The organism is Peribacillus sp. FSL E2-0218 (assembly GCF_037992945.1).
In the GTDB taxonomy this organism is placed as follows: domain Bacteria; phylum Bacillota; class Bacilli; order Bacillales; family DSM-1321; genus Peribacillus; species Peribacillus simplex_B.
Genome location: NZ_CP150304.1, coordinates 1,505,285 through 1,524,956, shown reverse-complemented (window position 1 = coordinate 1,524,956; position 19,672 = coordinate 1,505,285). Strand labels below are relative to the sequence as shown.

Here is a 19,672-nt window from a genome sequence, read left to right as displayed (position 1 = left end):
AAAACATGGTGGAGTTGAAACTCTTAATTCTTTTTCATTCACAGATTTTGGATATCCGCTCCAAGTGCTTTTTGAATCGCTGGTATTCAGGAACATATCCTAAGACTGTCCTATCAAGCTAAATTTCAGTTCTTTCGTGATTTTTTCCTTGGGTTCAACCAGCCTTTCTTAACAAAGTATAAAAACATCATCAAGGCAATTCCGCCCATCATTCCAAGGATGAGGAAATAGCCATAATGCCAGGTCAATTCGGGCATAAATTCAAAATTCATCCCATATACACCAACTATGAAAGTCAGCGGCATGAAAATGGTCGTGATGACGGTCAAGGTCATCATCGTCGAGTTCATATTATTGGAGTTCACCGATAAATAACTATCCCGGATATCTGAGGAAAAATCCCGATAGGATTCCAGCATTTCGGTTAACTTCAAAAGATGATCGTATACGTCATTGAAATAAAGGTGCTGGTCCTTCAAATAATTCAAGCGCTCTGATGAAATCATCCTATACAATAAATCGCGCATCGGTAAAATGGTCCGCCGAAGCCTGGACATATCCGTACGCAAATCGAATAGTTGATCCATCAAATCATTTATCGTTTCATTTTCCGTATTGTCCTCGATGATCCCTAACTCGCTTTCCATTTTATAAACGGGAGGGAAAAATTCATCGACGATCCTGTCGATGATTCTGTGCATCAAGAAAAATGGACCTTGCTTCAGCATTTTATTACCTGAAATTTCTTCCCATACCTTTTCCAGCTCAAGCATATCTTCCTTATGGAAGGTGACGATCCATTTTTCCCCGACAAACATATCCAACTCTACCGCCCTGAATACCTTCTGCCTCAGGGCATGAAGCACAAGAAATTGATAGTTCTCATAAAAATCCATCTTGGGACGTTGATTAAAGTCATCGAGGCAGTCTTCGATTGCCAGCGGATGAAAATGAAAATGGTTGGATAATAGCTCGATTTCCTTATTTGTAGGATTGGAAAAGTCCACCCAAAACCACTCTATATTCGAATCATTCAAATCAGATAGCGGTAAATCGAACGTCACTTCCTGGTTGGACGTTATTGCGCAAGTTCTAATCATATGTATCAGCCCTCAAATTTTTTCTTATCTTTCATTATACCTTTAATTCATGAATCGCAAAAAGTATTTATCCCCCATCCAAACTAAATGATAAAATAGGATGAACCAGTCAAACGAAGTACATCATTTCATCAAGTATGAAAAGGGAGGATATTCATAGATGGAACACTTAGTTAACCCTTTAGTAAGAGACGTTCAAATATCAGGAATCCGCAAATTCTACAATATGGTCGCTGAAATCGAAGGGACCATTTCTTTAACGATTGGACAGCCTGATTTTCCAACTCCTATGCATATTAAAGAAGCGGCCAAACAAGCCATCGATCAAGATCATACGGTTTATACCCACAATGCAGGTTATCTTGAATTGCGAGAAGCAGCATCTGAATATGTTATGGATAAATACAAGCTTTCCTATGATCCGTTGAATGAAGTCATCGTCACATCAGGAGCCAGTGAGGGGATCGACATTACATTCCGGACGATCCTTACCCCGGGAAATGAAGTGATATTGCCAGGGCCGGTATATCCAGGATACGAACCTATCATCAAAATGTGCGGTTCATCCCCGATTTATGCCGATACAACCCAAAATGGGTTCCGTCTGACTGCGGATATCATCGAAAAATACATAACTGACCAGACTCGTTGCATCGTGTTACCTTATCCATCGAATCCAACCGGGGTGACATTGTCTGCCAGAGAACTCCAGGACATTGCGGAACTTGTCAGGGGGAAGGATATTTTCATTCTAGCCGATGAGATATACAGCGAACTCGTATTTGATCAGGAGCATGTTTCGATTGCCACATTCCTGAAGGAACAAACCATCGTCTTGAATGGCTTATCCAAGTCCCATTCGATGACCGGATGGAGGATTGGGCTTCTATTTGCCCCCAAGGCCATCTCTGAGCACATCTTGAAGGTCCACCAATACAATGTGACCTGTGCCGCTTCCATATCGCAGAGGGCGGCCTTGGCGGCCTTGACCGCAGGCAAGGATGATGCCATTCCGATGAAGGAAGAATATGCAAGGAGAAGGGAATATGTATACAGGCGCTTGCAATCGATGAAGCTGGAAATAGTCAAGCCGAATGGTGCCTTTTACTTCTTCATTAAACTTCCTGAAGGGTATTCCTCTTCGCTGAACTTTTGCCTGAGCCTAGTCAAACAGGAAAAGGTTGCTGTAGTCCCGGGAGATGCATTCTCTCCGCTCGGCGAAGGATACTTCAGATTATCTTATGCCTATTCCATGGAAACGCTGGAAAAGGCTTTGGATCGCATAGAGACTTTTTTAGATTGAAAGTTAACAAAAAAGAGGCCTTCAATCGAATGGATGATTGAAGGCCTCAACTTTATATCTATATGCCAGCTCCTGAAAAGCTCCTGGGAATGCAAGATCGTAATCAATATAATCTCCGTAAAAAGCGAATTTCCCGGTATCCTTCTTCCTTATTTGTCGTCGTGAGGCTCACTTCAACGATCGATCCGAGTAAATCAGCCATCACTTCTTCAAATTCCTTCGCAGACCGCGGCTTTGAAAAGCCTAAGTTTTTCAATTCGCGCATCAGGATCTGGAACCCGGCATTCGTTTCAATATGACTGAACTTTACCGGCAGGATTAGCGGACTTTCATTCATTAATTTCAGGTCCCAGCGAATGGGCTTTGTTTGGTGAATGGTTTTTTCGCGTTTAAAGCCTTCAATCCTGACAATATACCGTCCATCCTCCAATTCCTGGAATTTCATCTGAATGTCATCGAATTCGCCCATAACGATCACTCCTTTTTGTAAAGGCTGTCGCTATCAGCTTATTCATCAAAAAGAAAAGCTAGCACTTAATTATAGTGTTTATACAATGCCTGGGTACCGCTATTTTCCTCGCCAGCTTCCGCAAGATCTTCATAGAGGGATTTACTCAAGCTTAATCCCGGTGCGTCCATTCCCATTCTTTCGGCTTCATCAAGGGCAATCTTCATATCTTTTATAAAATGCTTGATATAAAAGCCTGGTTCAAAGTCACCTTGGACCATACGAGGCACCAAATTGGACAGTGACCAGCTTCCGGCAGATCCGGATGAAATGCTTTGCAGGACGCGGTCTGGGTCCAAGCCCGCCTTCTTGGCATAAGAAATGGCTTCTGTAACTCCGATCATATTGGAAGCAATGGCAATTTGATTGCACATTTTCGTATGCTGGCCAGATCCAGCCGGACCTTGATGGACAACATTGCTGCCCATTTTACCAAAAATGGTCTTGACTGCTTCGAATGCGGTGCTTTCCCCGCCAACCATGATGGTAAGCTTTGCATCGCGTGCGCCAATATCGCCACCGGATACAGGTGCATCTAATGCAGCCATGCCTTTTTTCTTGGCTTCCTCGGCGATTTTCATTGCCAAAGATGGGGTGGAGGTCGTCATATCGATTAAATAGGTACCTTCTCTCCCATTTTCGATAAGTCCATCACTTCCAAAGTAAATTTCCTCCACGTCACTTGGATAACCTACCATGGAGATAATCAAATCGGCTTTCCGAGCGATTTCCTTAGGGGCAGCGGCCCATATGGCTCCTTCTGAGAGCAGTTCATCCGCTTTTTCTTTAGTCCTTGTATACACATGAACCTCATATCCGGCTTTAAGAAGATTTCGAACCATGCTTTTTCCCATAACTCCTAGACCGATGAATCCGATTGTTTCGTTTGATTGTGTCACTGCAATTTCCTCCAAATCATTTTGCTTCATGATACTTTAAATGGATTTAACCATTCCTCCGTCAACTAAATAAGATTGGCCCGTTAAATATGTATTGGCACCCGAAACAAGGAATGTAACGAACTTCGCGAATTCCTCCGGTTCCCCATAACGGCCGAGAGGGATCTTACCGATCGATTGTTCTGTAATCTTCTCCTGTGTTAACCCTAGTTTGTCTGCATTCATTTTGTCCAGGTGCTGAATGCGATCCGTCGCGATCCTGCCGGGTCCGACTGTATTGATCAAGATCCCGTCTGGCGCCAATTCGGATGCTAATGTCTTGGACAATCCAACGATTGCAGTCCTGAATGTATTTGATAATATCAATCCAGGAATAGGTTCCTTTATGGATGAAGATGCAATATTAACGATCTTTCCGCCCTGTTTTTTCAGGTGTGGCAGGCTTTCACGGATCGTCCTGATGAAGCTTAGTAAATTAAGTTCAAAAGACTGCTGCCACTCTTCATCATTGAAATCGGTAAAGCTCCCCCCAGGAGGTCCTCCAGCGTTATTGATCAGGATATCGATGCCCCCAAACTCAAGTGCAGTTTGGTTTACCAACCGTTTGATAGCTTCTCCATCCGTTATGTCGGTAGCCACATACGTTACTTTTCCGGTGCCAAGCAGCGACAATTCCTTTTGGACGGCAGCGAGCTTGTTTTCATCCCGGCTGGCGAGCATGACATTTGCTCCTTCTTTAACCAGCTCTTCCGCTATCGCTTTTCCCAACCCTTGACTTGACGCTAAAATCAAAGCATTTTTCTGTTCCAATTTTAAGTCCATATCATATCCTCCATTCTCCATATAAATATAATTCCATTATATCGTCATAATCAAAAAGTGAAAAATCTGAATAATCATTTTCAAGCACTTTTTCATGTTCCCCCATATGTATGAATTCAAAAAAATGACCGGTTGGATAATCCAACCGGCGTCAAAGGGGGAAATGAGAATGTCAGCTGCTCTGCTTAGAGCTAACAACTGTGCTTGGTTCTTATATACCCCGATTTTTTTGCAATAAACATATTTCCCTAAAAATGATAAAGAAAAAGTGACAGTTCAGTACCCCAGCCTGAACAGGTAAGGGGGCACCTTTTTTCACTATTGGTTTATCACTTCAAAGCATTGATAACCGCTTCTTTCACGTTATCATTCGTATCCAGCTCTAAAACGTCTTGAGATAGTTTTTGCATATCTTCAAGCGAAAGTTGGCTGATCAACGAACGTGCTTTTAGAATCGAAGTCGCACTCATCGAAAATTCATCAAGTCCAAGACCGATCAGGATCGGGATGGCCACTTCATCTCCAGCCATCTCTCCGCACATTCCTGCCCATTTTCCTTCTTTATGAGCTGCATCGATGACCATTTTGACCAGACGTAAAATCGCTGGGTTATATGGTTGATATAAATAAGATACTCTCTCATTCATTCTATCGGCAGCCATCGTATATTGGATCAAGTCATTGGTACCGATGCTGAAGAAATCGACTTCCTTAGCAAAAACGTCCGCCATAACGGCTGTTGAAGGAATCTCAACCATGATGCCGACTTCAATGTTTTCAGCAACTTGAATACCGCCATCAAGCAATTCCTGTCTGACTTCAGCCATAACGGCTTTCGCATCGCGGAATTCAGCCAATGTGGCAATCATCGGGAACATGATTTTCAAATCCCCGTGAACGCTTGCTCTTAGAAGGGCACGGAGCTGGGTCCGGAATATCTCTTGTTCATTAAGGCAAAGGCGAATCGCACGGTATCCAAGGAAAGGATTCATTTCCTTAGGGAGCTCTAAGTAAGGCAGTTCCTTGTCTCCGCCAATATCAAGCGTGCGGACGACTACAGGCTTTCCTGACATTCCTTCCAGTACCGCTTTGTATGCCTCGAACTGTTCTTCTTCACTAGGGAAGTCATTCCTGCCCATATAAAGGAACTCGGTACGGTATAACCCTATTCCTTCACCGCCGTTTTGATGTACGCCTTCTAAGTCTTTCGGCGTCCCTATGTTGGCAGCCAATTCAACATGATGGCCATCTTTTGTAGCCGTTTGTTCATGAACCAGCTTGGCCCACTCAGCCTTTTGCTTGGCATAGGCAACTTGTTCCTCTTCGTAGCGTTTCACCAATTCCGGAGTAGGATTGATATGAACTTCACCCTTTAAACCGTCTATGATGACCAAATCTCCATTTTCAATGGAAGATGTTACTGTTTTTGCGCCAACGATAGCTGGAATCTCCAATGAACGGGCCATGATGGCTGAATGGGATGTACGTCCACCAATATCGGTCGTAAACCCTTTCACGTAAACCGGATTCAGCTGAGCTGTATCCGAAGGAGTCAAATCTTCGGCAATGATGATCACTTCTTCGGCAATCAAGCTCGGATTGGGGATATGGACACCTAAGAGATGTGACAGTACCCTCTTCGTGACGTCGCGGATATCTGCCGCACGTTCCTTCATGTACTCATTATCCATTTGCTCGAACATCGTAATGAACATGCTTGCTGTCTCGTTCAGAGAAAACTCGGCATTGACTTTATCGGATTGTATTTTATCGGAAATCGGGTTGATAAGCTCGGGATCTGCCAATACGAGCAAGTGCGCGTCAAAAATAGCGGCTTTATCCGCCCCTAGATCTTTTTCGGCTTTATCCCTGATAACCTCTAATTCAACCGTTGACTTTTGAATAGCTTCCTTAAAACGGGATATTTCCGCCTGAACGTCTTCTATGTTTCTTTTTTCGATCGTTAAATCCGGCTCTGTAAGGCGATAGGCTTTAGCGATGGCTATCCCATTTGAAGCTGCTATTCCACTAATCAAAGTGGACATTATTCTGCTAGTCCTTCTCTGTTCAATGTATCAGCTAGTGTATTTAGAGCATCGTTTTCATCGCTTCCTTCAGCAGAGATCGTGATTTCTGCATCTTTGCCAATACCTAGGGACATTACGCCCATGATGGATTTAAGGTTCACTTTTTTCTCTTTATATGCAAGGTTAATATCTGAATCGAATTTTCCTGCAGCTTGTACAAGCAATGTAGCTGGACGTGCGTGAATTCCTGTTTCTGCTGTTACTGTAAATGTTTTTTCTACCATATGAATCAATCTCCTTTAAGATAAATTAACAAAATAGGTTATGTAAGGGGTCTCTCGATCCAATCAGGAAAAAAGAAATGCCCTTTTCCTTATCAGAATAGCATTATCATACCCAACAAACAAACCAAAACTATTCAGTACCTAAAAATAGTACAAAAATATAGATGGAACTGCAACTATTACTTATTAGAATTTTTCAATGATTAAATGCAAAGCTGCGCATTTTTGGTAAAAAAGGCTCTAAAACTCAGCATGATGAAAAGGACAACCGTCAATGAGACACTCCCGAGAATCCCGATAAGGATGGCAATCTGGTATTCAATAGCAATAAGCGGGCTTATCCCCGACATGATCTGCCCTGTCATCATACCGGGAAGGAAAATGATCCCCATCCCCAGCATATTGTTCAATGTCGGGAGCACCGCCGAGTCGAATGCTGCATCGACATGACTTTTTACAGCCCTCGCAGGAGTCGCCCCAAGCATGAGCATCGCTTCTACTTTGTCACGATTATCGGTAATCCCTCCATGAAGGGTTTTAAGCGCTAATGTCACACCAGTCATCGCATTCCCGACAATCATTCCGGCGATTGGAATGAAATACCTTGGCTCGTACCAGGGGGTGAAATGAATCACGACCAAGTTAAAATAAAACAAGGCTGCCATCGGTCCTGTCAGCATACTTAGGATAACCATCCTTTTGATTTTCTTATTGGGCGTGAATGGAACTTGCTTAAAAATATTATGGATGGAGAACAGAGCCATCACGCATAAAAATGCCAAGGAGAGCAATGGCTGGGGATTTTCAAAGATATACGTCAAAACATACCCGGCAAGGATGAGTTGGGCCGTCATCCGCACCGTAGCGAGAATGATTTGCTTCTCCCTTGAAATCCCCCTCCATTTCACGATGATGAGCAGGACGATAACGAAGATATACGCTGCACTAAGACGCCAGAACTCAATATCTATTATTCCATTTCCCTCCATTAATACTCACCTTCCTTCGCCTTTTTCAACGTGATTGTGTTTTGGGCGCATATTTCGGCAAGTTGTTTAGAATGGGTAATCATGATGACCGTTCCCTTATCCCGTTTCACTTCCTCTAAAAACCGGCTCATGACCTTCAGCTCTGTCTCCTCATCAAGAGCTGCTGTCGGTTCATCCAATAAATACACTTCTGGTTTCAACAAAAGCACTCTCGCAAGTGAAAGCCTTTGCTTCTCACCTCCAGAAAGATTCCCTGCCCCATCTGATAAGGACTTATGCAGTTGGACCGTTTCAAGCGCTTTCAACAATACGGCCTCATCCTTCTTTTCCCGTTCCGTCATTTCCAGGCCCGCCTGAAGGTTTTCCCCAATCGTTCCCGGTAACGTGAATGACGTTTGAGACAGCATCGTGACTTTACGCCTTAACTCGATCGGATTGAAACGATCGAGCGGCTGCTCTTGATAGAAGATCGAACCGCTATCCGGATCATCCATCCTGTTCAATAACCGGAGTAAAGACGTCTTTCCCGCTCCGCTTTCTCCAGTCAAGCAGGTAACCATCCCAGCTGATATTTTCAAATGATCGATATGCAGAATCCCTTTATACCTGATTTTTTCGAGCCTAAACGTCATGATTTAAGTCTTCCTCCCCTGCCCCTCTTATCCATTATAAGAAACTACCGGCGTTTGGGGTAGCAAGGAAACTCAAATTTAAACTTTTTTCGTTTTCTTTCCCTTTTTTATAGGTTAGTATTATTTCTGCCGATTAGATCCATGACTGACTGACAAAACATCTTTGAAACGGAGGACGATCATGAACGGAAATTCCTTTATACAAACTTATTTGCACGCAATTCTCATGAGTGCATTCTGCCTGTTCATCTTGACTGGCTGCCAGGGAACAGTAGATAGCCTGGGAAATGGATCGACACAAGAAACCTCGAAGTCCAACGGAGACGTCCAATCCAGTACAGATTCGCCTGTCCATGAAGAAAAGGGAGAAATCTTCACAGCCAAAATCGTCAGGGTGGTTGACGGTGATACTGTAAAAATCAAACTGGAGAATGGAAATGAAGAAACGGTCAGGCTTTTGTTGATCGATACACCGGAAACCGTTCACCCTTCCAAGCCGGTACAGCCGTTTGGGCCGGAAGCAAGCAAGTTCACCAAGGAATTAATGCCTGCAGGATCTACCGTGGAAGTGGAAACCGGTATTGGTGAAAGAGATAAATATGGTCGGCTGCTCGCCTATTTTTATGTGAATGGAAAAATGGTGAATGAGCTCCTGCTTGAAAAAGGATTGGCAAGAGTCGCCTATGTATACGCACCGAATACTAAATACCTGGATGAATTGGAGTCTATTCAGAAACAAGCCCAAAAAGAGAGAATTGGCATTTGGTCACTTGAAGACTATGCCACTTCAAAAGGATTTGATGATTCGAAGACTGATGAAGCCTCAAAGGGGGAATCCACTGGGACATTAGCTTGCAGTAATCCCAAAATTAAAGGGAATATAAATTCTAAAGGCAATAAAATCTATCACCTTCTTTCCGGCCAATATTACGATATAACCAAAGCGGAGGAAATGTTTTGTACCGAACAAGACGCACAAGAAGCGGGATTCCGTAAATCGCAGCGGTAATGACATACCGTCGAAGAGCCGATTTTGGGAAACTCTGCACGTGCTGTAGAAGTATGTAAAGGGGATACATAATGAAATATACAGGAATGAAGCATTTCGATTCAGCTTCTCTCCACCGATTCCTGGTTTATTCAGCATTATATACCTACACCACTTAAAACATGAAACAGAATGGGGACGCTGCCTTCAATCATGAAGAGAGCCCATCCAACCTGGAATCAAGCCCATTTTTCCCTTATCTTGAAAATGGACAGTATCATGGCATTAATTTTATTATTTGTTGGATGGCAGCCTCCTTTTAGGCCTGTCATTTTTCTCGAAATGCCTTTTCGCTAAAGTATTTCCAATCAGATATGGTAAAAGCACCCGGGAATACATGAAAGTGCACTTTCCAGAGGCAGTTGTGCTTTATGACGGATTTTTCGAAAATTACAACGAAATTCACCCCGATGATCCATCACATTATCCGATCTCTTTCCATTTATAAAAATAAGGAAGAGTATTTCCAAGTAGGGTTGATCGCCCTCTGGGAGTCTTATCGGAATTTCAATGCGGACCAAGGACAATTCCATAACTACGCCTATACTGTCATCAAAGGCCGCATCATGAATGAATTGAAGAACCATCATAAATATGAAACCAACAACAAACCATATGATGCCGTCAACCTTGAAATCATAGATCCCCTTTCCATACACGAAGAGGCCTTCAAGAATGAAAATCTATTAACCTACACCGAAGGGTTGACCTTAAATCAGCAAAGATGGCTTTTGCAAACCTACTTGCAAAATAAAACAGTAACCGAAATCGCCTATATATACCAGGTATCCCCATCAGCCGTCAAATCATGGAGAAAGTCGGCTTTAGTCAAATTGAGAAGGCAATTGCAAGTTGATTGTAAATGATGGAAGGGTGGCTCAAATAATGAGCCACCCTCCCCTCTTCCTTATATCAGCTTCTCGCTTCTTCTAAATACGTATAGATGATTACACCGTCATGTTGTGCATTTCCTCGGAAATGCTTAAAGTCTTCCCTGTTCACAAGTACCTCACGAAACCCTAAAAAATCTTCCTTTGAGATCCTGAATTCATCGATTTCACGATTTGCCAGTTTACTCAGTACTTCATTTGCTTCGTCTGCATTCATCATATGATCCCCTTTTTTTCTAAATAAGCTTCCATCCATTTGACAGGAGAAATTCCGTTTCCATTTTATCATAAGCTTGGCACTTTATTTAAATCAGAATTTTTTGGGCATACTTGCTACATTATTCTTTACGTATGCTTTAAAATAGTGCAAACTGTATAGTAAAATATCATAATGTAAAATGTTTGGCATTTTTTGTACATAGGAATACATACTGGTCAGAACACATCCATATGCAAGATCTACCAAATAAAGCGTTATCATTACACTCGCTTCATGACAAGAAAGGCGCCATCCTTAACAATTTAGCATACTGTACCGACAGAAGAGATGTCCAATGCTTTTACTTGCACTCCCCACGTCAAAATCTAAACGGCAAGATGTTCGAATAATCCAATTACTCCATAATTACTTTTTAATCATTGGAAACGAAATGGGAAAGGATGATTACCATGAAGAAAGCGGAAGTTGGAAATATCATTGAATTTAGAGAAGGCTTAAAAGGAATCGTCGAGAAAGTGAACGAGAACTCCGTAATCGTGGACGTCACGTATATGGAAAATTATCGTGATTTGGAACTTGAACAAAAAACCGTCGTCAATCATAAAAATTATAAAATTATCGGATAACTTCATCATAGCCTAGCGGAATGGTCACTAAACTGACCATTCCGCTTTCATTTTACAGCTTTGTAACTTTTCTCTGCCAAGACCGTCTATTCTTATATGGGAAAATTCATCTTCCACAACTATCTTGCATGAACTCCAAACAGAAGGGTGAGGTCCAAAACATGATCAATCGGAAAATTCACATAGGCTGTGCCATATTGACGGGCTTACTTTTAACTGGCTGTGGAGCGGCCAAAGACGATAGCCAAGATGCGCCCAAAGAACATGTCGATAAAGAAGATAATGAAAATCATTCAGCTCATCAAGAAAATGGCAGTCCTGAAAAAAACAACAAAGTAAGACTGATGGAAAAGAATTTGCAATATAAGAGTAATGGCAGGACCATAGAAAAAACGGCGTTCCTAAAAAAAAGTAACAACCAACCATTTAGCCTCTATGTTCTGCAGCAGTTCAAGTTAAGTGCCGAAGAACCAGGAAAAGATGTTCTCGTCTTGAAGGAAGATGACTCGATATTCATGCGGATCGAGTTGCTGGCAAGGGACACCGATTGGGATGAAGCGGAAGAAAACACTAAACGCCAACTGAAAAGTCTTTCAGGAACGATTTCGGATCCAGGACTTGATGTGGGGAACGGAACTGGATTTGAAGTGAAGAATGGGGATGAAGTCATAACATCCGTATTGATCAAAAATGAAAATGAACCCCTCCGCTTGACCATGTTCACGCAAAAAGATAAGGATTACCGGGATGCTTTCCTGGAAATGGCCCAGACGCTTTCGAAAGATTGACCCTCCTATCTTGGGAAGGAGGCTAAGGACATGCCCCGTTTCTCCTTACTCCTTTCCTGCCTTGCTTTTCCATACCAACATTAAAAAAAGCAGGCTGATGTATCCAAAAACCGGATAAATATAGCCTAATAACCTTCCATATCCAAATTCGCCTATCCCTAACGCTATTAAGAAAATCAATGCAATGATCAATATGCTTGGCAATTTAATATACCGGCTTATTTGCCTCTGTAATCCATATATATTTCCAATCACAGAGGTGAATATTTCCCCGTAAATCACCAAAATGAACATCCAATACAATTGGGATGCAGCAGTCCTCATGATTACCGCTGAAGGAATTTCAAAACGATTAACGTCAGGTAGCGTCATGAGCGAAAAATGCCCCGTCAATAAAATGATGGTCAGAAAAATGCCTCCAAGAATTGCACCATGTTTGATGACCTTCTCATCGCGGACTTCATATGCAACGGGAACAAGCACAGCTTGTGCCAATGCAAGATTGAAGGCCGTATAGGCAAATGGGGATACTATCATTTTCAAGGTGATCACTTCATCCGGCACCTTCGTAAGATTCCTAAGGAAATCCCCGTTCCCTAATGTCGAGCAAAAAAGGATGATACTAAAACAAATCATGATCGGCACGACAAAGGAGTTGACCGTGAAAACCCCACGCATCCCCATCATCAATACCAACGATGCCAGGATGATCGTCGACCAGCTTCCTATACTTTTCGGAACGCCCAGTTGTTCTTCAAACACCGCTCCTGATCCGGAGATCATGACAGCTGTCACTCCCAATAACATGAAGAGGAAAAAGATATTGATGATTCCGGCTATTTTTTTCCCGAAAAGGAATTGATTGAACTCCTCGTAGGATGCTGCGTTGATTCTTGCAGCAATGAGCATGATTTTCGTACCGCTAAATATGAAAATATAACCTGCTATTAAAATCCCGATAAAGCCATAAAACCCATAACGGGTAAAAAACTCGACGATTTCTTTTCCAGTCGCAAATCCAGCACCTACCACTGTGCCTACATAAACGGCTGCAATCTGAAAAACCCCCGTCCACCTTGAAAGCATACGCTCCCCTCCTCCCTACATCTATATGTAAGGAAGATACATTTAAGACAAGCCAAGTGATATTCCTTACGCCAGGCTAGCTTTTGAACGTTAAAAAGCAAGTGCGCCATCCATGCGAAATCCGGAACTGCATAAAAAAACGCTTAAGGAAAAATCCTCAAGCGTTGTCATCAGGTACTATACCGTGACATGTAATGGCTTATCATCCATTATAGTGCCTTATCATCAACAGTGGAGAGCCATTCGTCTATCACCTTCACGACAGACTGGACAGTTCCGTCGACAAAGGGAGATTTCAAATTCGCGGATTCGACGAGACCAAGGAAAGATTGGCTGCCACCAAGTTGGCACAGCTGTAAATAATCCTGCCATGCCGTTTCATCTTTTTCAACGGATCTCTTCCAGAATTGAAAAGCACATATTTGGGCCAGTGTATAATCGATATAATAAAATGGTGACTGATAGATATGGCTTTGCCGCTGCCAAAACCCGCCATTCTCCAAGAATGCATTTCCTTCATAATCACGATGCGGCAAATACTCCCGCTCGATCTTACGCCAGGCTTGCTTTCTTTCATGTGGGGAAGCTTCAGGGTTTTCATAAACGAAATGCTGAAATTCATCAACAGCCACCCCGTACGGAAGGAATATAAGTGCCCCGCTCAAATGGGAAAACTTATACTTTTCCGTATCTTCCTTGAAAAACAGCTCCATCCATGGCCACGTAAGAAATTCCATGCTCATGGAATGGATTTCACACGCCTCATAGGTAGGCCAGTAATACTCAGGAATATCGAGGTTACGGCTGTTAAACACTTGGAATGCATGACCTGCCTCATGTGTTAAAACATCAATATCTCCTGAAGTCCCGTTGAAATTGGAAAAGATGAACGGAGCCTTATAATCTTCGATAAAAGTGCAGTAACCTCCGCTTTCTTTACCTTTCTTAGCCACTAGATCCAACAGGTCATTGTCGATCATAAAATGGAAGAACTCACCCGTTTCAGGCGAAAGCTCCTGATACATCTGTTTCCCATTTGCGATGATCCACTCCGCATCACCTTTAGGAACTGGATTTCCTGTCCTGAAATGAAAATCCTCGTCATAGTAATTCAGGGTATCCAAGCCAAGACGTTCACGCTGCCGGTCCTTCAACCTGGTAACAAGCGGGACCACTTCCTCTTTTACCTGCTTGCGGAATGCAGCAGCCATTTTGGCATCATAATCAGTCCTTGTCATTCGATAATATCCAAGTTCGACGAAATTCCGATAACCGAGCGCAAGCGCAATTTCATGCCTCACCTTGACAAGTTCATCGAATATACGATCCAATTTTTCCTGATTTTCTTCAAAGAAACCATAATATGCCTCGCTTGCATTTTTTCTTGATTCACGATCCTCGGACTCCATAAAAGGCTGCAGCTGAGCTAGAGTCAGCTCCTTGCCATCGAAGTCAATTTTTGCGGATGCAATCAATTGCGAATATTGGCTGGATAGTTTATTCTCCTTTTGAAGCTGCGGAATGATTTCAGGTGAAAAGGTTTTCAGTTGGGCGTCCGCCAAATCAAACAGTTGGCTGCCCCATCTGGCCTCAAGCTCCTGGCGATATGTAGAGTGGACAAGTTCATTGTAAAATTTCGATGTCAACTCTTCCATTTCAGGGGAGAAGTCATCCAAATAATCATTCTCCGCTTTATAGAATTCATCATTCGTATCGATGGAATGTCGAATAAGGACCAAGTTAAACATCGTACCTACATGGTTTCGGATTTCATTTATTTCTTCAATAGCCTCCATTTGGGCAGACACATCTTTTGCGTCCGTCATCTTTTCCAAGGATTCCATGAACCGGGCCTTAATCTCATCCAGTTTTGGCCGGTTATATTCATACTCGTTAAATTTCATATGTACACGCTCCTTTTTCCATTTCGCCAGCTTTTTCTCCCTAACCTATATTACCTCTTTCCCAAAAGCCCTATATGTAGGTTCCGTCATATAACTACATTCTCCGCAACGATATTAAAAACCTTCAAACCCTGCCAAAAAAGGTTTTCCGTTGGTGCTCCTAATCATTCCATCACACAAAAAAACCAGCACCCATTAAATAAAGGGGCGCTGGTTCACAAGCTATTTTTGAGCGGAATAACCTATCTTTTTGAGCAGCTCGATCACTGTAGCTTTTTCGTCTTGGGTAAGTACGCTCATGATATCATCGATTCTCTTTTCATGCTCGGGAAAGACCCCTTCAATAAAGTCTTTTCCTTTATCCGTTATTTTAGCAAAGGTTACACGGCGATCTTCCTTACAGGCTATGCGCTGGAGATATTCCTTCTGCTCAAGTTTATCCACGACATACGTGATGCTGCCGCTGGCCAAGAGGATTTTTCCGCCTATTTGCTGGAGAGGCTGATCACCTTTGTGATAAAGTAATTCCAGTACCGCAAATTCAGTTGGATTCAAACCCTCTTCTGCTATATATTTATTTACCACATCATTAATGGAGCGATGAGCTCTAGACATCACAATGAACAGTTTCAACGACTGTTGGATGTTATTATTCTCCATAAATTCACAACCTTAAAGTGTTTTTAATTAAAATATCTTGAATTAAAAGTTATTATATGACACTATGACTTCTTTGTCAATTTACGACTCGGGAATGTATTGTTTAATCAAACAGTTTGTTATACTTGAAAAAAAAAGTTAAAGTAGTGACGAACATGAAAACAAGGCATAAATTCACGACCTATCTTCTCATTGTTATTTTACCATTAATCATTCTGTCCATCATATATTGGCGTCATTTAGACAAGTCCATCCAAAAGGAAAGACAGGAGCAAGCTGAATGGGCCGGTTCTGTCTATCGAGATTATATAGACCAAGTTATCGGTGAAACGAAAAAAAAGCTTGAACTGCTAAGCCTAAGCAGTTCCGTCCTTTATATGGATGATAATAGAACTGAGCACCTTATGAAATGGATCATGGATACCGACCCGAGATATGCAGGTGTTTATTGGATAAATATGGACGGAGTCTCCTTATCGGGGACGAATAAGGAATTCTACCATTACTATTTAATCGAACAAGCTGATATAAACCGTGCCATTATAACGCAAAGGGCCGTAGTTGCAAAAGGCAAGGCATTGAATAACTCAGGCATTAACCATTTTTCCATATTCGCTCCCATTCTCGACCACGAGAAAAGGGCCCATGGGTTTTTATTGGCACAAATCCGGCTCGACCATATGGAAAAAATATTGAATATACTCATCCCTGATCAAACCTTGAAACTTAAAACGAGCGATAATATTCGAGTTTTAGGAATGAATGAAACCATTTCCAGGCATTCGGAATGGGTGGATGTTCCTTTGTCAGAAGTAGATTGGACCCTTTCCGTCAAAAAGCCCGACACGCTTAACACAAATAACATGAATGTCTTTTTAATGTTTGTCTTTTTCACCTTCTTTTTTACCCACATGATCTATACTGCCGTGGAGGAGTTGAACGTTCGCAGAGAAGAAAAAAAACAAAAGGTATTGATTGAAAGGCAAAAAATAGATTTTGTCGGCACATTGGCGGCCAGTACCGCGCATGAAATAAAAAATCCCCTTACCGGCATAAAAGGTCTCATACAGCTGCTGGTTGAAAAACACCCTGAAGAACAAGATCAGTTTTATTACGCTGTCATCATGAAAGAGATCGATCGGATCAACAGCATCGTCAGCGAATTTTTGATTTTAGGGAAACCTATGGCAAGGGACTTATCCATCTATGATGTTCGCAGTATCATTGCCGAATTGAGACCAATAATAGAATCAGAAGCACGTTATTTCAATATGGAAGTGACATGGCATATCGTGAAGGAGCCAATATGGGTCCTATGCACGAAGGACCAGTTTAAACAAATCATTCTCAACACGGCCAAAAACGGGTTCGAGGCCATGAAGGATGGCGAAAAATTGAGCATACGAATTTACCATGAAAAGGACCATGCGAAAATCGACATCATCGACATTGGACAAGGCTTGAACGAAAAAGAAATCGGTAAAGTGTTCGACCCCTTCTACACATCTAAAAAAGAAGGAACTGGATTAGGGCTGTTCGTGTGCAAACGAATCATTGAATCATTCAATGGAACGATCCAGCTTGCAAGCAAACCGCTTATCGGGACCACCGTTACAATCAGCTTACCGTTAGTTACCAAACATCCATGATCGTCCCTGCCAGTAAGACAGGATAAGCGGCACCCGTTAATAAGGCCTCTGCTTTTTACATATATATGAATAGTCAAATTTCTATATCAGGAAGAAGGAAATATACAAATGGGAAGTCTCACTGCCATGAAAACCAAATCTCAAAAACAAGATATGACGTTGAAAATCATGATCATCATCGGCATTTGCCATTTGATGAATGATTCTCTTCAGGCCGTAGTACCGGCCATGTTCCCCATCCTTGAAAAATCCATGTCGCTGACATATACCCAGCTTGGGATGATTGCATTCTGCCTGAATATCGTCTCATCGCTCCTGCAGCCTGCTGTTGGCTTCTATACGGATAAAAAGCCCATTCCCTATGCATTGCCCATTGGCTTGACAAGCACGCTAATCGGGGTCATCATCCTTGCACTTGCCCCGAACTACACGATCATCCTGGGTGCAGTGATCCTGATGGGCTTCGGTTCGGCCATTTTCCATCCGGAGGGCTCAAGGGTCGCCTATATGGCAGGAGGCCCCAAGAGAGGCCTGGCACAATCGATTTATCAGGTGGGCGGGAATAGCGGGCAGGCACTCGCCCCGCTCATCACAGCGATCGTGCTTGTCCCTTTCGGTCAAAAAGGCGCACTCTGGTTTGCCCTCGTTGCCTTAACGGCGGTTATCTTATTGCTCTATATCGCCAAGTGGTATTCGCAAAGACTCATTTCCTTTCAACCGAAAAAGGTAGCTGCCAAGGTTTTCAATAAAGAAAGGTCCCATAAAGTCGCGAAAGCATTGATCTTAATTTTGTTCATTATTTTTGCCCGTTCCTGGTATGTATCCTGCATGACCAACTTTTATAGTTTTTACTTAATCGAACAGCATTCATTCACGATAAAATCCGCTCAAATATTCCTGTTCGCCTTCTTGGCAGCTGGAGCTGTAGGAACGTTTTTCGGCGGTCCGCTCGCGGATAGATTCGGGCGCAAAAACGTGATTTTCCTTTCTTTCGCTGCCAGCACGCCCATCACCGCCCTTCTGCCATTCGTGCCTCCAGCAGCGGCTTTCATCTTGTTATTGATAGCAGGCTTCATTATCATGAGCAGCTTTTCAGTCACTGTCATATATGCACAGGAATTGGTCCCTGGCAAAGTGGGAACGATGGCCGGACTGACTGTTGGCTTGGCCTTCGGGATGGGCGCCATCGGATCCGTATCACTAGGAGCCATTGCTGATATAATCGGGATCGAATCCATGATCAAGCTTGTCGGATTCCTGCCGTTGCTCGGCATCATCAGCATGCTGCTGCCGACGGATTCCACTTTAAAAAAATGGTATCCCGCAGAATGATCATAAAGGATGATCGGAATGCCCTTTTATCTGGAACCAATTTTTCGTCCGCTCAATACAATACATTATTGTTTCACCATATGGTTTATGAATACGAATCAATAAGTATCATACAAAGGAGACGTTTATGAGTGGAGTTTTATTAGGCAGCATCCTATCTGCTATGTCCACAGGGCTCGGTGCGTTACCTATTCTTTTCATTCAAGGCTCGATCACACACCGGTTCAGGGACACCCTTCTGGCATTCACCGCTGGTATCATGATGGCCGCTTCGTTATTGAGCCTGATTCCTGAGTCTCTTGCGACGGGAGGCTATATTCAGCTTGTCATTGGAGTTTTCCTCGGGGTCATGACATTGACGATGATGGAAAAAAATATTCCGCATATCGATCTCAGCCATACGAAAAGCGGCATTCAGTTCGATGAAAAGGCTTTGCTGATCATTACTGCCATTACACTTCATAATATTCCTGAGGGGCTTTCCGTCGGGGTGAGTTACGCCTCGACTACTGCTGACACGGGTAACTTGATCGCTTTTGCCATCGGGCTGCAAAATGCCCCCGAAGGCTTGCTTGTCGCCCTTTTTTTAATTAATCAAAAAATAGGCAAATTCACGGCGTTCATCATCGCCACCTTAACTGGCGCCATCGAAATAATTACGGGCCTATTAGGTTTTTACTTAACATCGTACATCGGGTTCCTCGTTCCGTACGGCTTGGCTTTTGCGGCCGGGGCCATGCTTTTCATTGTCTATAAGGAATTGATTCCGGAAAGTCACGGAGATGGCAATGAACGCTCCTCCACCTATTCCTTCATTATCGGCCTTTTGTTCATGGTCATATTATTGGAGATATTGTAATGCATGGGCTGGCTCGCTTAAGTGAGTCAGCTGTTACTTTTTATTC

Annotated in this window: 20 protein-coding genes; 8 read left to right on the top strand and 12 right to left on the bottom strand. The window is 42.8% G+C overall.

The window, feature by feature from the left end:
* Positions 1 to 125 precede the first annotated feature (125 nt).
* A complete protein-coding gene (corA, locus tag MHI53_RS07315; RefSeq protein ID WP_061144134.1) occupies positions 126 to 1,100 on the bottom strand; it encodes a magnesium/cobalt transporter CorA in 975 nt (324 codons plus the stop codon).
* Positions 1,101 to 1,260: 160 nt separating this feature from the next.
* On the opposite strand from corA, the gene MHI53_RS07310 reads away from it, so the two are divergent.
* Positions 1,261 to 2,403 (top strand): aminotransferase A, encoded by a 1,143-nt coding sequence (locus MHI53_RS07310; RefSeq protein WP_340373134.1) that lies wholly within the window; start codon positions 1,261 to 1,263, stop codon positions 2,401 to 2,403.
* Positions 2,404 to 2,506: 103 nt separating this feature from the next.
* Here MHI53_RS07310 and MHI53_RS07305 read toward each other — a convergent pair whose 3' ends face one another.
* The 7 genes from MHI53_RS07305 to MHI53_RS07275 all read right to left on the bottom strand — a co-directional run bounded on the left by MHI53_RS07305 (position 2,507) and on the right by MHI53_RS07275 (position 8,564).
* Positions 2,507 to 2,872: a hypothetical protein gene (locus tag MHI53_RS07305; RefSeq protein ID WP_061144136.1), complete on the bottom strand. Its 366-nt coding sequence runs from the start codon at positions 2,870 to 2,872 to the stop codon at positions 2,507 to 2,509.
* A 65-nt stretch (positions 2,873 to 2,937) separates the two neighbouring features.
* Entirely contained in the window at positions 2,938 to 3,810 is an 873-nt protein-coding gene (locus MHI53_RS07300; protein WP_340373133.1) for an NAD(P)-dependent oxidoreductase, read from the bottom strand.
* Between the two features lie 36 nt (positions 3,811 to 3,846).
* Positions 3,847 to 4,632, bottom strand: coding sequence for an SDR family oxidoreductase (locus MHI53_RS07295; RefSeq protein ID WP_061144138.1), 786 nt, complete (start codon positions 4,630 to 4,632; stop codon positions 3,847 to 3,849).
* 329 nt (positions 4,633 to 4,961) lie between these two features.
* A complete protein-coding gene (gene ptsP, locus MHI53_RS07290) occupies positions 4,962 to 6,677 on the bottom strand; it encodes a phosphoenolpyruvate--protein phosphotransferase (RefSeq protein ID WP_340373132.1) in 1,716 nt (571 codons plus the stop codon).
* Complete coding sequence (locus MHI53_RS07285) at positions 6,677 to 6,943, bottom strand: phosphocarrier protein HPr (protein ID WP_061144140.1); 267 nt, start codon at positions 6,941 to 6,943, stop codon at positions 6,677 to 6,679. Before MHI53_RS07285 ends, ptsP begins: the two co-directional genes overlap by 1 nt.
* 203 nt (positions 6,944 to 7,146) lie before the next feature.
* Positions 7,147 to 7,932 (bottom strand): iron export ABC transporter permease subunit FetB, encoded by a 786-nt coding sequence (gene fetB / locus MHI53_RS07280; protein ID WP_061144141.1) that lies wholly within the window; start codon positions 7,930 to 7,932, stop codon positions 7,147 to 7,149.
* On the bottom strand, positions 7,932 to 8,564 hold the full coding sequence (locus tag MHI53_RS07275) for an ATP-binding cassette domain-containing protein (protein ID WP_061144142.1): 633 nt from the start codon (positions 8,562 to 8,564) through the stop codon (positions 7,932 to 7,934). The genes fetB and MHI53_RS07275 overlap by 1 nt, the downstream gene beginning before the upstream one ends.
* 181 nt (positions 8,565 to 8,745) lie before the next feature.
* Here MHI53_RS07275 and MHI53_RS07270 point away from each other — a divergent pair, with 181 nt between their 5' ends.
* Positions 8,746 to 9,573, top strand: coding sequence for a thermonuclease family protein (locus MHI53_RS07270; protein WP_340373131.1), 828 nt, complete (start codon positions 8,746 to 8,748; stop codon positions 9,571 to 9,573).
* Between the two features lie 410 nt (positions 9,574 to 9,983).
* Positions 9,984 to 10,478 (top strand): sigma-70 family RNA polymerase sigma factor, encoded by a 495-nt coding sequence (locus MHI53_RS07265; protein WP_061144144.1) that lies wholly within the window; start codon positions 9,984 to 9,986, stop codon positions 10,476 to 10,478.
* A 46-nt stretch (positions 10,479 to 10,524) separates the two neighbouring features.
* On the opposite strand, the gene MHI53_RS07260 is transcribed toward MHI53_RS07265, so the two are convergent.
* On the bottom strand, positions 10,525 to 10,719 hold the full coding sequence (locus MHI53_RS07260; protein WP_061144145.1) for a hypothetical protein: 195 nt from the start codon (positions 10,717 to 10,719) through the stop codon (positions 10,525 to 10,527).
* A 452-nt stretch (positions 10,720 to 11,171) separates the two neighbouring features.
* On the opposite strand from MHI53_RS07260, the gene MHI53_RS07255 reads away from it, so the two are divergent.
* Together MHI53_RS07255 and MHI53_RS07250 are read left to right on the top strand one after the other, a co-directional pair.
* Positions 11,172 to 11,348: a DUF2187 family protein gene (locus MHI53_RS07255; RefSeq protein WP_064505160.1), complete on the top strand. Its 177-nt coding sequence runs from the start codon at positions 11,172 to 11,174 to the stop codon at positions 11,346 to 11,348.
* A 161-nt stretch (positions 11,349 to 11,509) separates the two neighbouring features.
* Positions 11,510 to 12,136, top strand: coding sequence for a hypothetical protein (locus tag MHI53_RS07250; protein WP_340373130.1), 627 nt, complete (start codon positions 11,510 to 11,512; stop codon positions 12,134 to 12,136).
* Between the two features lie 45 nt (positions 12,137 to 12,181).
* On the opposite strand, the gene MHI53_RS07245 is transcribed toward MHI53_RS07250, so the two are convergent.
* The 3 genes from MHI53_RS07245 to MHI53_RS07235 form a co-directional block, all read right to left on the bottom strand.
* Positions 12,182 to 13,222 (bottom strand): hypothetical protein, encoded by a 1,041-nt coding sequence (locus tag MHI53_RS07245; RefSeq protein ID WP_061144147.1) that lies wholly within the window; start codon positions 13,220 to 13,222, stop codon positions 12,182 to 12,184.
* 209 nt (positions 13,223 to 13,431) lie between these two features.
* A complete protein-coding gene (locus MHI53_RS07240; RefSeq protein WP_340373129.1) occupies positions 13,432 to 15,126 on the bottom strand; it encodes a M3 family oligoendopeptidase in 1,695 nt (564 codons plus the stop codon).
* A gap of 222 nt (positions 15,127 to 15,348) precedes the next feature.
* Positions 15,349 to 15,786 carry a MarR family transcriptional regulator gene (locus MHI53_RS07235; protein ID WP_340373128.1) on the bottom strand — a complete coding sequence of 146 codons (438 nt, stop codon included), beginning with the start codon at positions 15,784 to 15,786 and terminating at the stop codon, positions 15,349 to 15,351.
* A 155-nt stretch (positions 15,787 to 15,941) separates the two neighbouring features.
* Between MHI53_RS07235 and MHI53_RS07230 the strand changes: the two genes are divergently transcribed.
* The 3 genes from MHI53_RS07230 to MHI53_RS07220 all read left to right on the top strand — a co-directional run bounded on the left by MHI53_RS07230 (position 15,942) and on the right by MHI53_RS07220 (position 19,626).
* Positions 15,942 to 17,435, top strand: a complete 1,494-nt coding sequence (locus MHI53_RS07230; RefSeq protein ID WP_340373127.1) for an ATP-binding protein — start codon at positions 15,942 to 15,944, stop codon at positions 17,433 to 17,435.
* A gap of 126 nt (positions 17,436 to 17,561) precedes the next feature.
* Positions 17,562 to 18,767, top strand: coding sequence for an MFS transporter (locus tag MHI53_RS07225; protein ID WP_260320329.1), 1,206 nt, complete (start codon positions 17,562 to 17,564; stop codon positions 18,765 to 18,767).
* A 127-nt stretch (positions 18,768 to 18,894) separates the two neighbouring features.
* The gene (locus MHI53_RS07220) at positions 18,895 to 19,626 is read left to right on the top strand and encodes a ZIP family metal transporter (RefSeq protein ID WP_061144152.1); all 732 of its coding nucleotides are present in this window, start codon (positions 18,895 to 18,897) and stop codon (positions 19,624 to 19,626) included.
* The last annotated feature ends 46 nt before the right edge of the window (positions 19,627 to 19,672 follow it).

Excerpts from the sequence above, each read along its gene's own strand:
- corA (WP_061144134.1), bottom strand. The coding sequence starts at position 1,100 with ATGATTAGAACTTGCGCAATAACGTCCAACCAGGAAGTGACGTTCGAT.
- MHI53_RS07310 (WP_340373134.1), top strand. The coding sequence starts at position 1,261 with ATGGAACACTTAGTTAACCCTTTAGTAAGAGACGTTCAAATATCAGGA.
- MHI53_RS07305 (WP_061144136.1), bottom strand. The coding sequence starts at position 2,872 with ATGGGCGAATTCGATGACATTCAGATGAAATTCCAGGAATTGGAGGAT.
- MHI53_RS07295 (WP_061144138.1), bottom strand. The coding sequence starts at position 4,632 with ATGGACTTAAAATTGGAACAGAAAAATGCTTTGATTTTAGCGTCAAGT.
- ptsP (WP_340373132.1), bottom strand. The coding sequence starts at position 6,677 with ATGTCCACTTTGATTAGTGGAATAGCAGCTTCAAATGGGATAGCCATC.
- MHI53_RS07285 (WP_061144140.1), bottom strand. The coding sequence starts at position 6,943 with ATGGTAGAAAAAACATTTACAGTAACAGCAGAAACAGGAATTCACGCA.
- fetB (WP_061144141.1), bottom strand. The coding sequence starts at position 7,932 with ATGGAGGGAAATGGAATAATAGATATTGAGTTCTGGCGTCTTAGTGCA.
- MHI53_RS07275 (WP_061144142.1), bottom strand. The coding sequence starts at position 8,564 with ATGACGTTTAGGCTCGAAAAAATCAGGTATAAAGGGATTCTGCATATC.
- MHI53_RS07270 (WP_340373131.1), top strand. The coding sequence starts at position 8,746 with ATGAACGGAAATTCCTTTATACAAACTTATTTGCACGCAATTCTCATG.
- MHI53_RS07265 (WP_061144144.1), top strand. The coding sequence starts at position 9,984 with ATGACGGATTTTTCGAAAATTACAACGAAATTCACCCCGATGATCCAT.
- MHI53_RS07260 (WP_061144145.1), bottom strand. The coding sequence starts at position 10,719 with ATGAATGCAGACGAAGCAAATGAAGTACTGAGTAAACTGGCAAATCGT.
- MHI53_RS07255 (WP_064505160.1), top strand. The coding sequence starts at position 11,172 with ATGAAGAAAGCGGAAGTTGGAAATATCATTGAATTTAGAGAAGGCTTA.
- MHI53_RS07250 (WP_340373130.1), top strand. The coding sequence starts at position 11,510 with ATGATCAATCGGAAAATTCACATAGGCTGTGCCATATTGACGGGCTTA.
- MHI53_RS07245 (WP_061144147.1), bottom strand. The coding sequence starts at position 13,222 with ATGCTTTCAAGGTGGACGGGGGTTTTTCAGATTGCAGCCGTTTATGTA.
- MHI53_RS07240 (WP_340373129.1), bottom strand. The coding sequence starts at position 15,126 with ATGAAATTTAACGAGTATGAATATAACCGGCCAAAACTGGATGAGATT.
- MHI53_RS07235 (WP_340373128.1), bottom strand. The coding sequence starts at position 15,786 with ATGGAGAATAATAACATCCAACAGTCGTTGAAACTGTTCATTGTGATG.
- MHI53_RS07230 (WP_340373127.1), top strand. The coding sequence starts at position 15,942 with ATGAAAACAAGGCATAAATTCACGACCTATCTTCTCATTGTTATTTTA.
- MHI53_RS07225 (WP_260320329.1), top strand. The coding sequence starts at position 17,562 with ATGAAAACCAAATCTCAAAAACAAGATATGACGTTGAAAATCATGATC.
- MHI53_RS07220 (WP_061144152.1), top strand. The coding sequence starts at position 18,895 with ATGAGTGGAGTTTTATTAGGCAGCATCCTATCTGCTATGTCCACAGGG.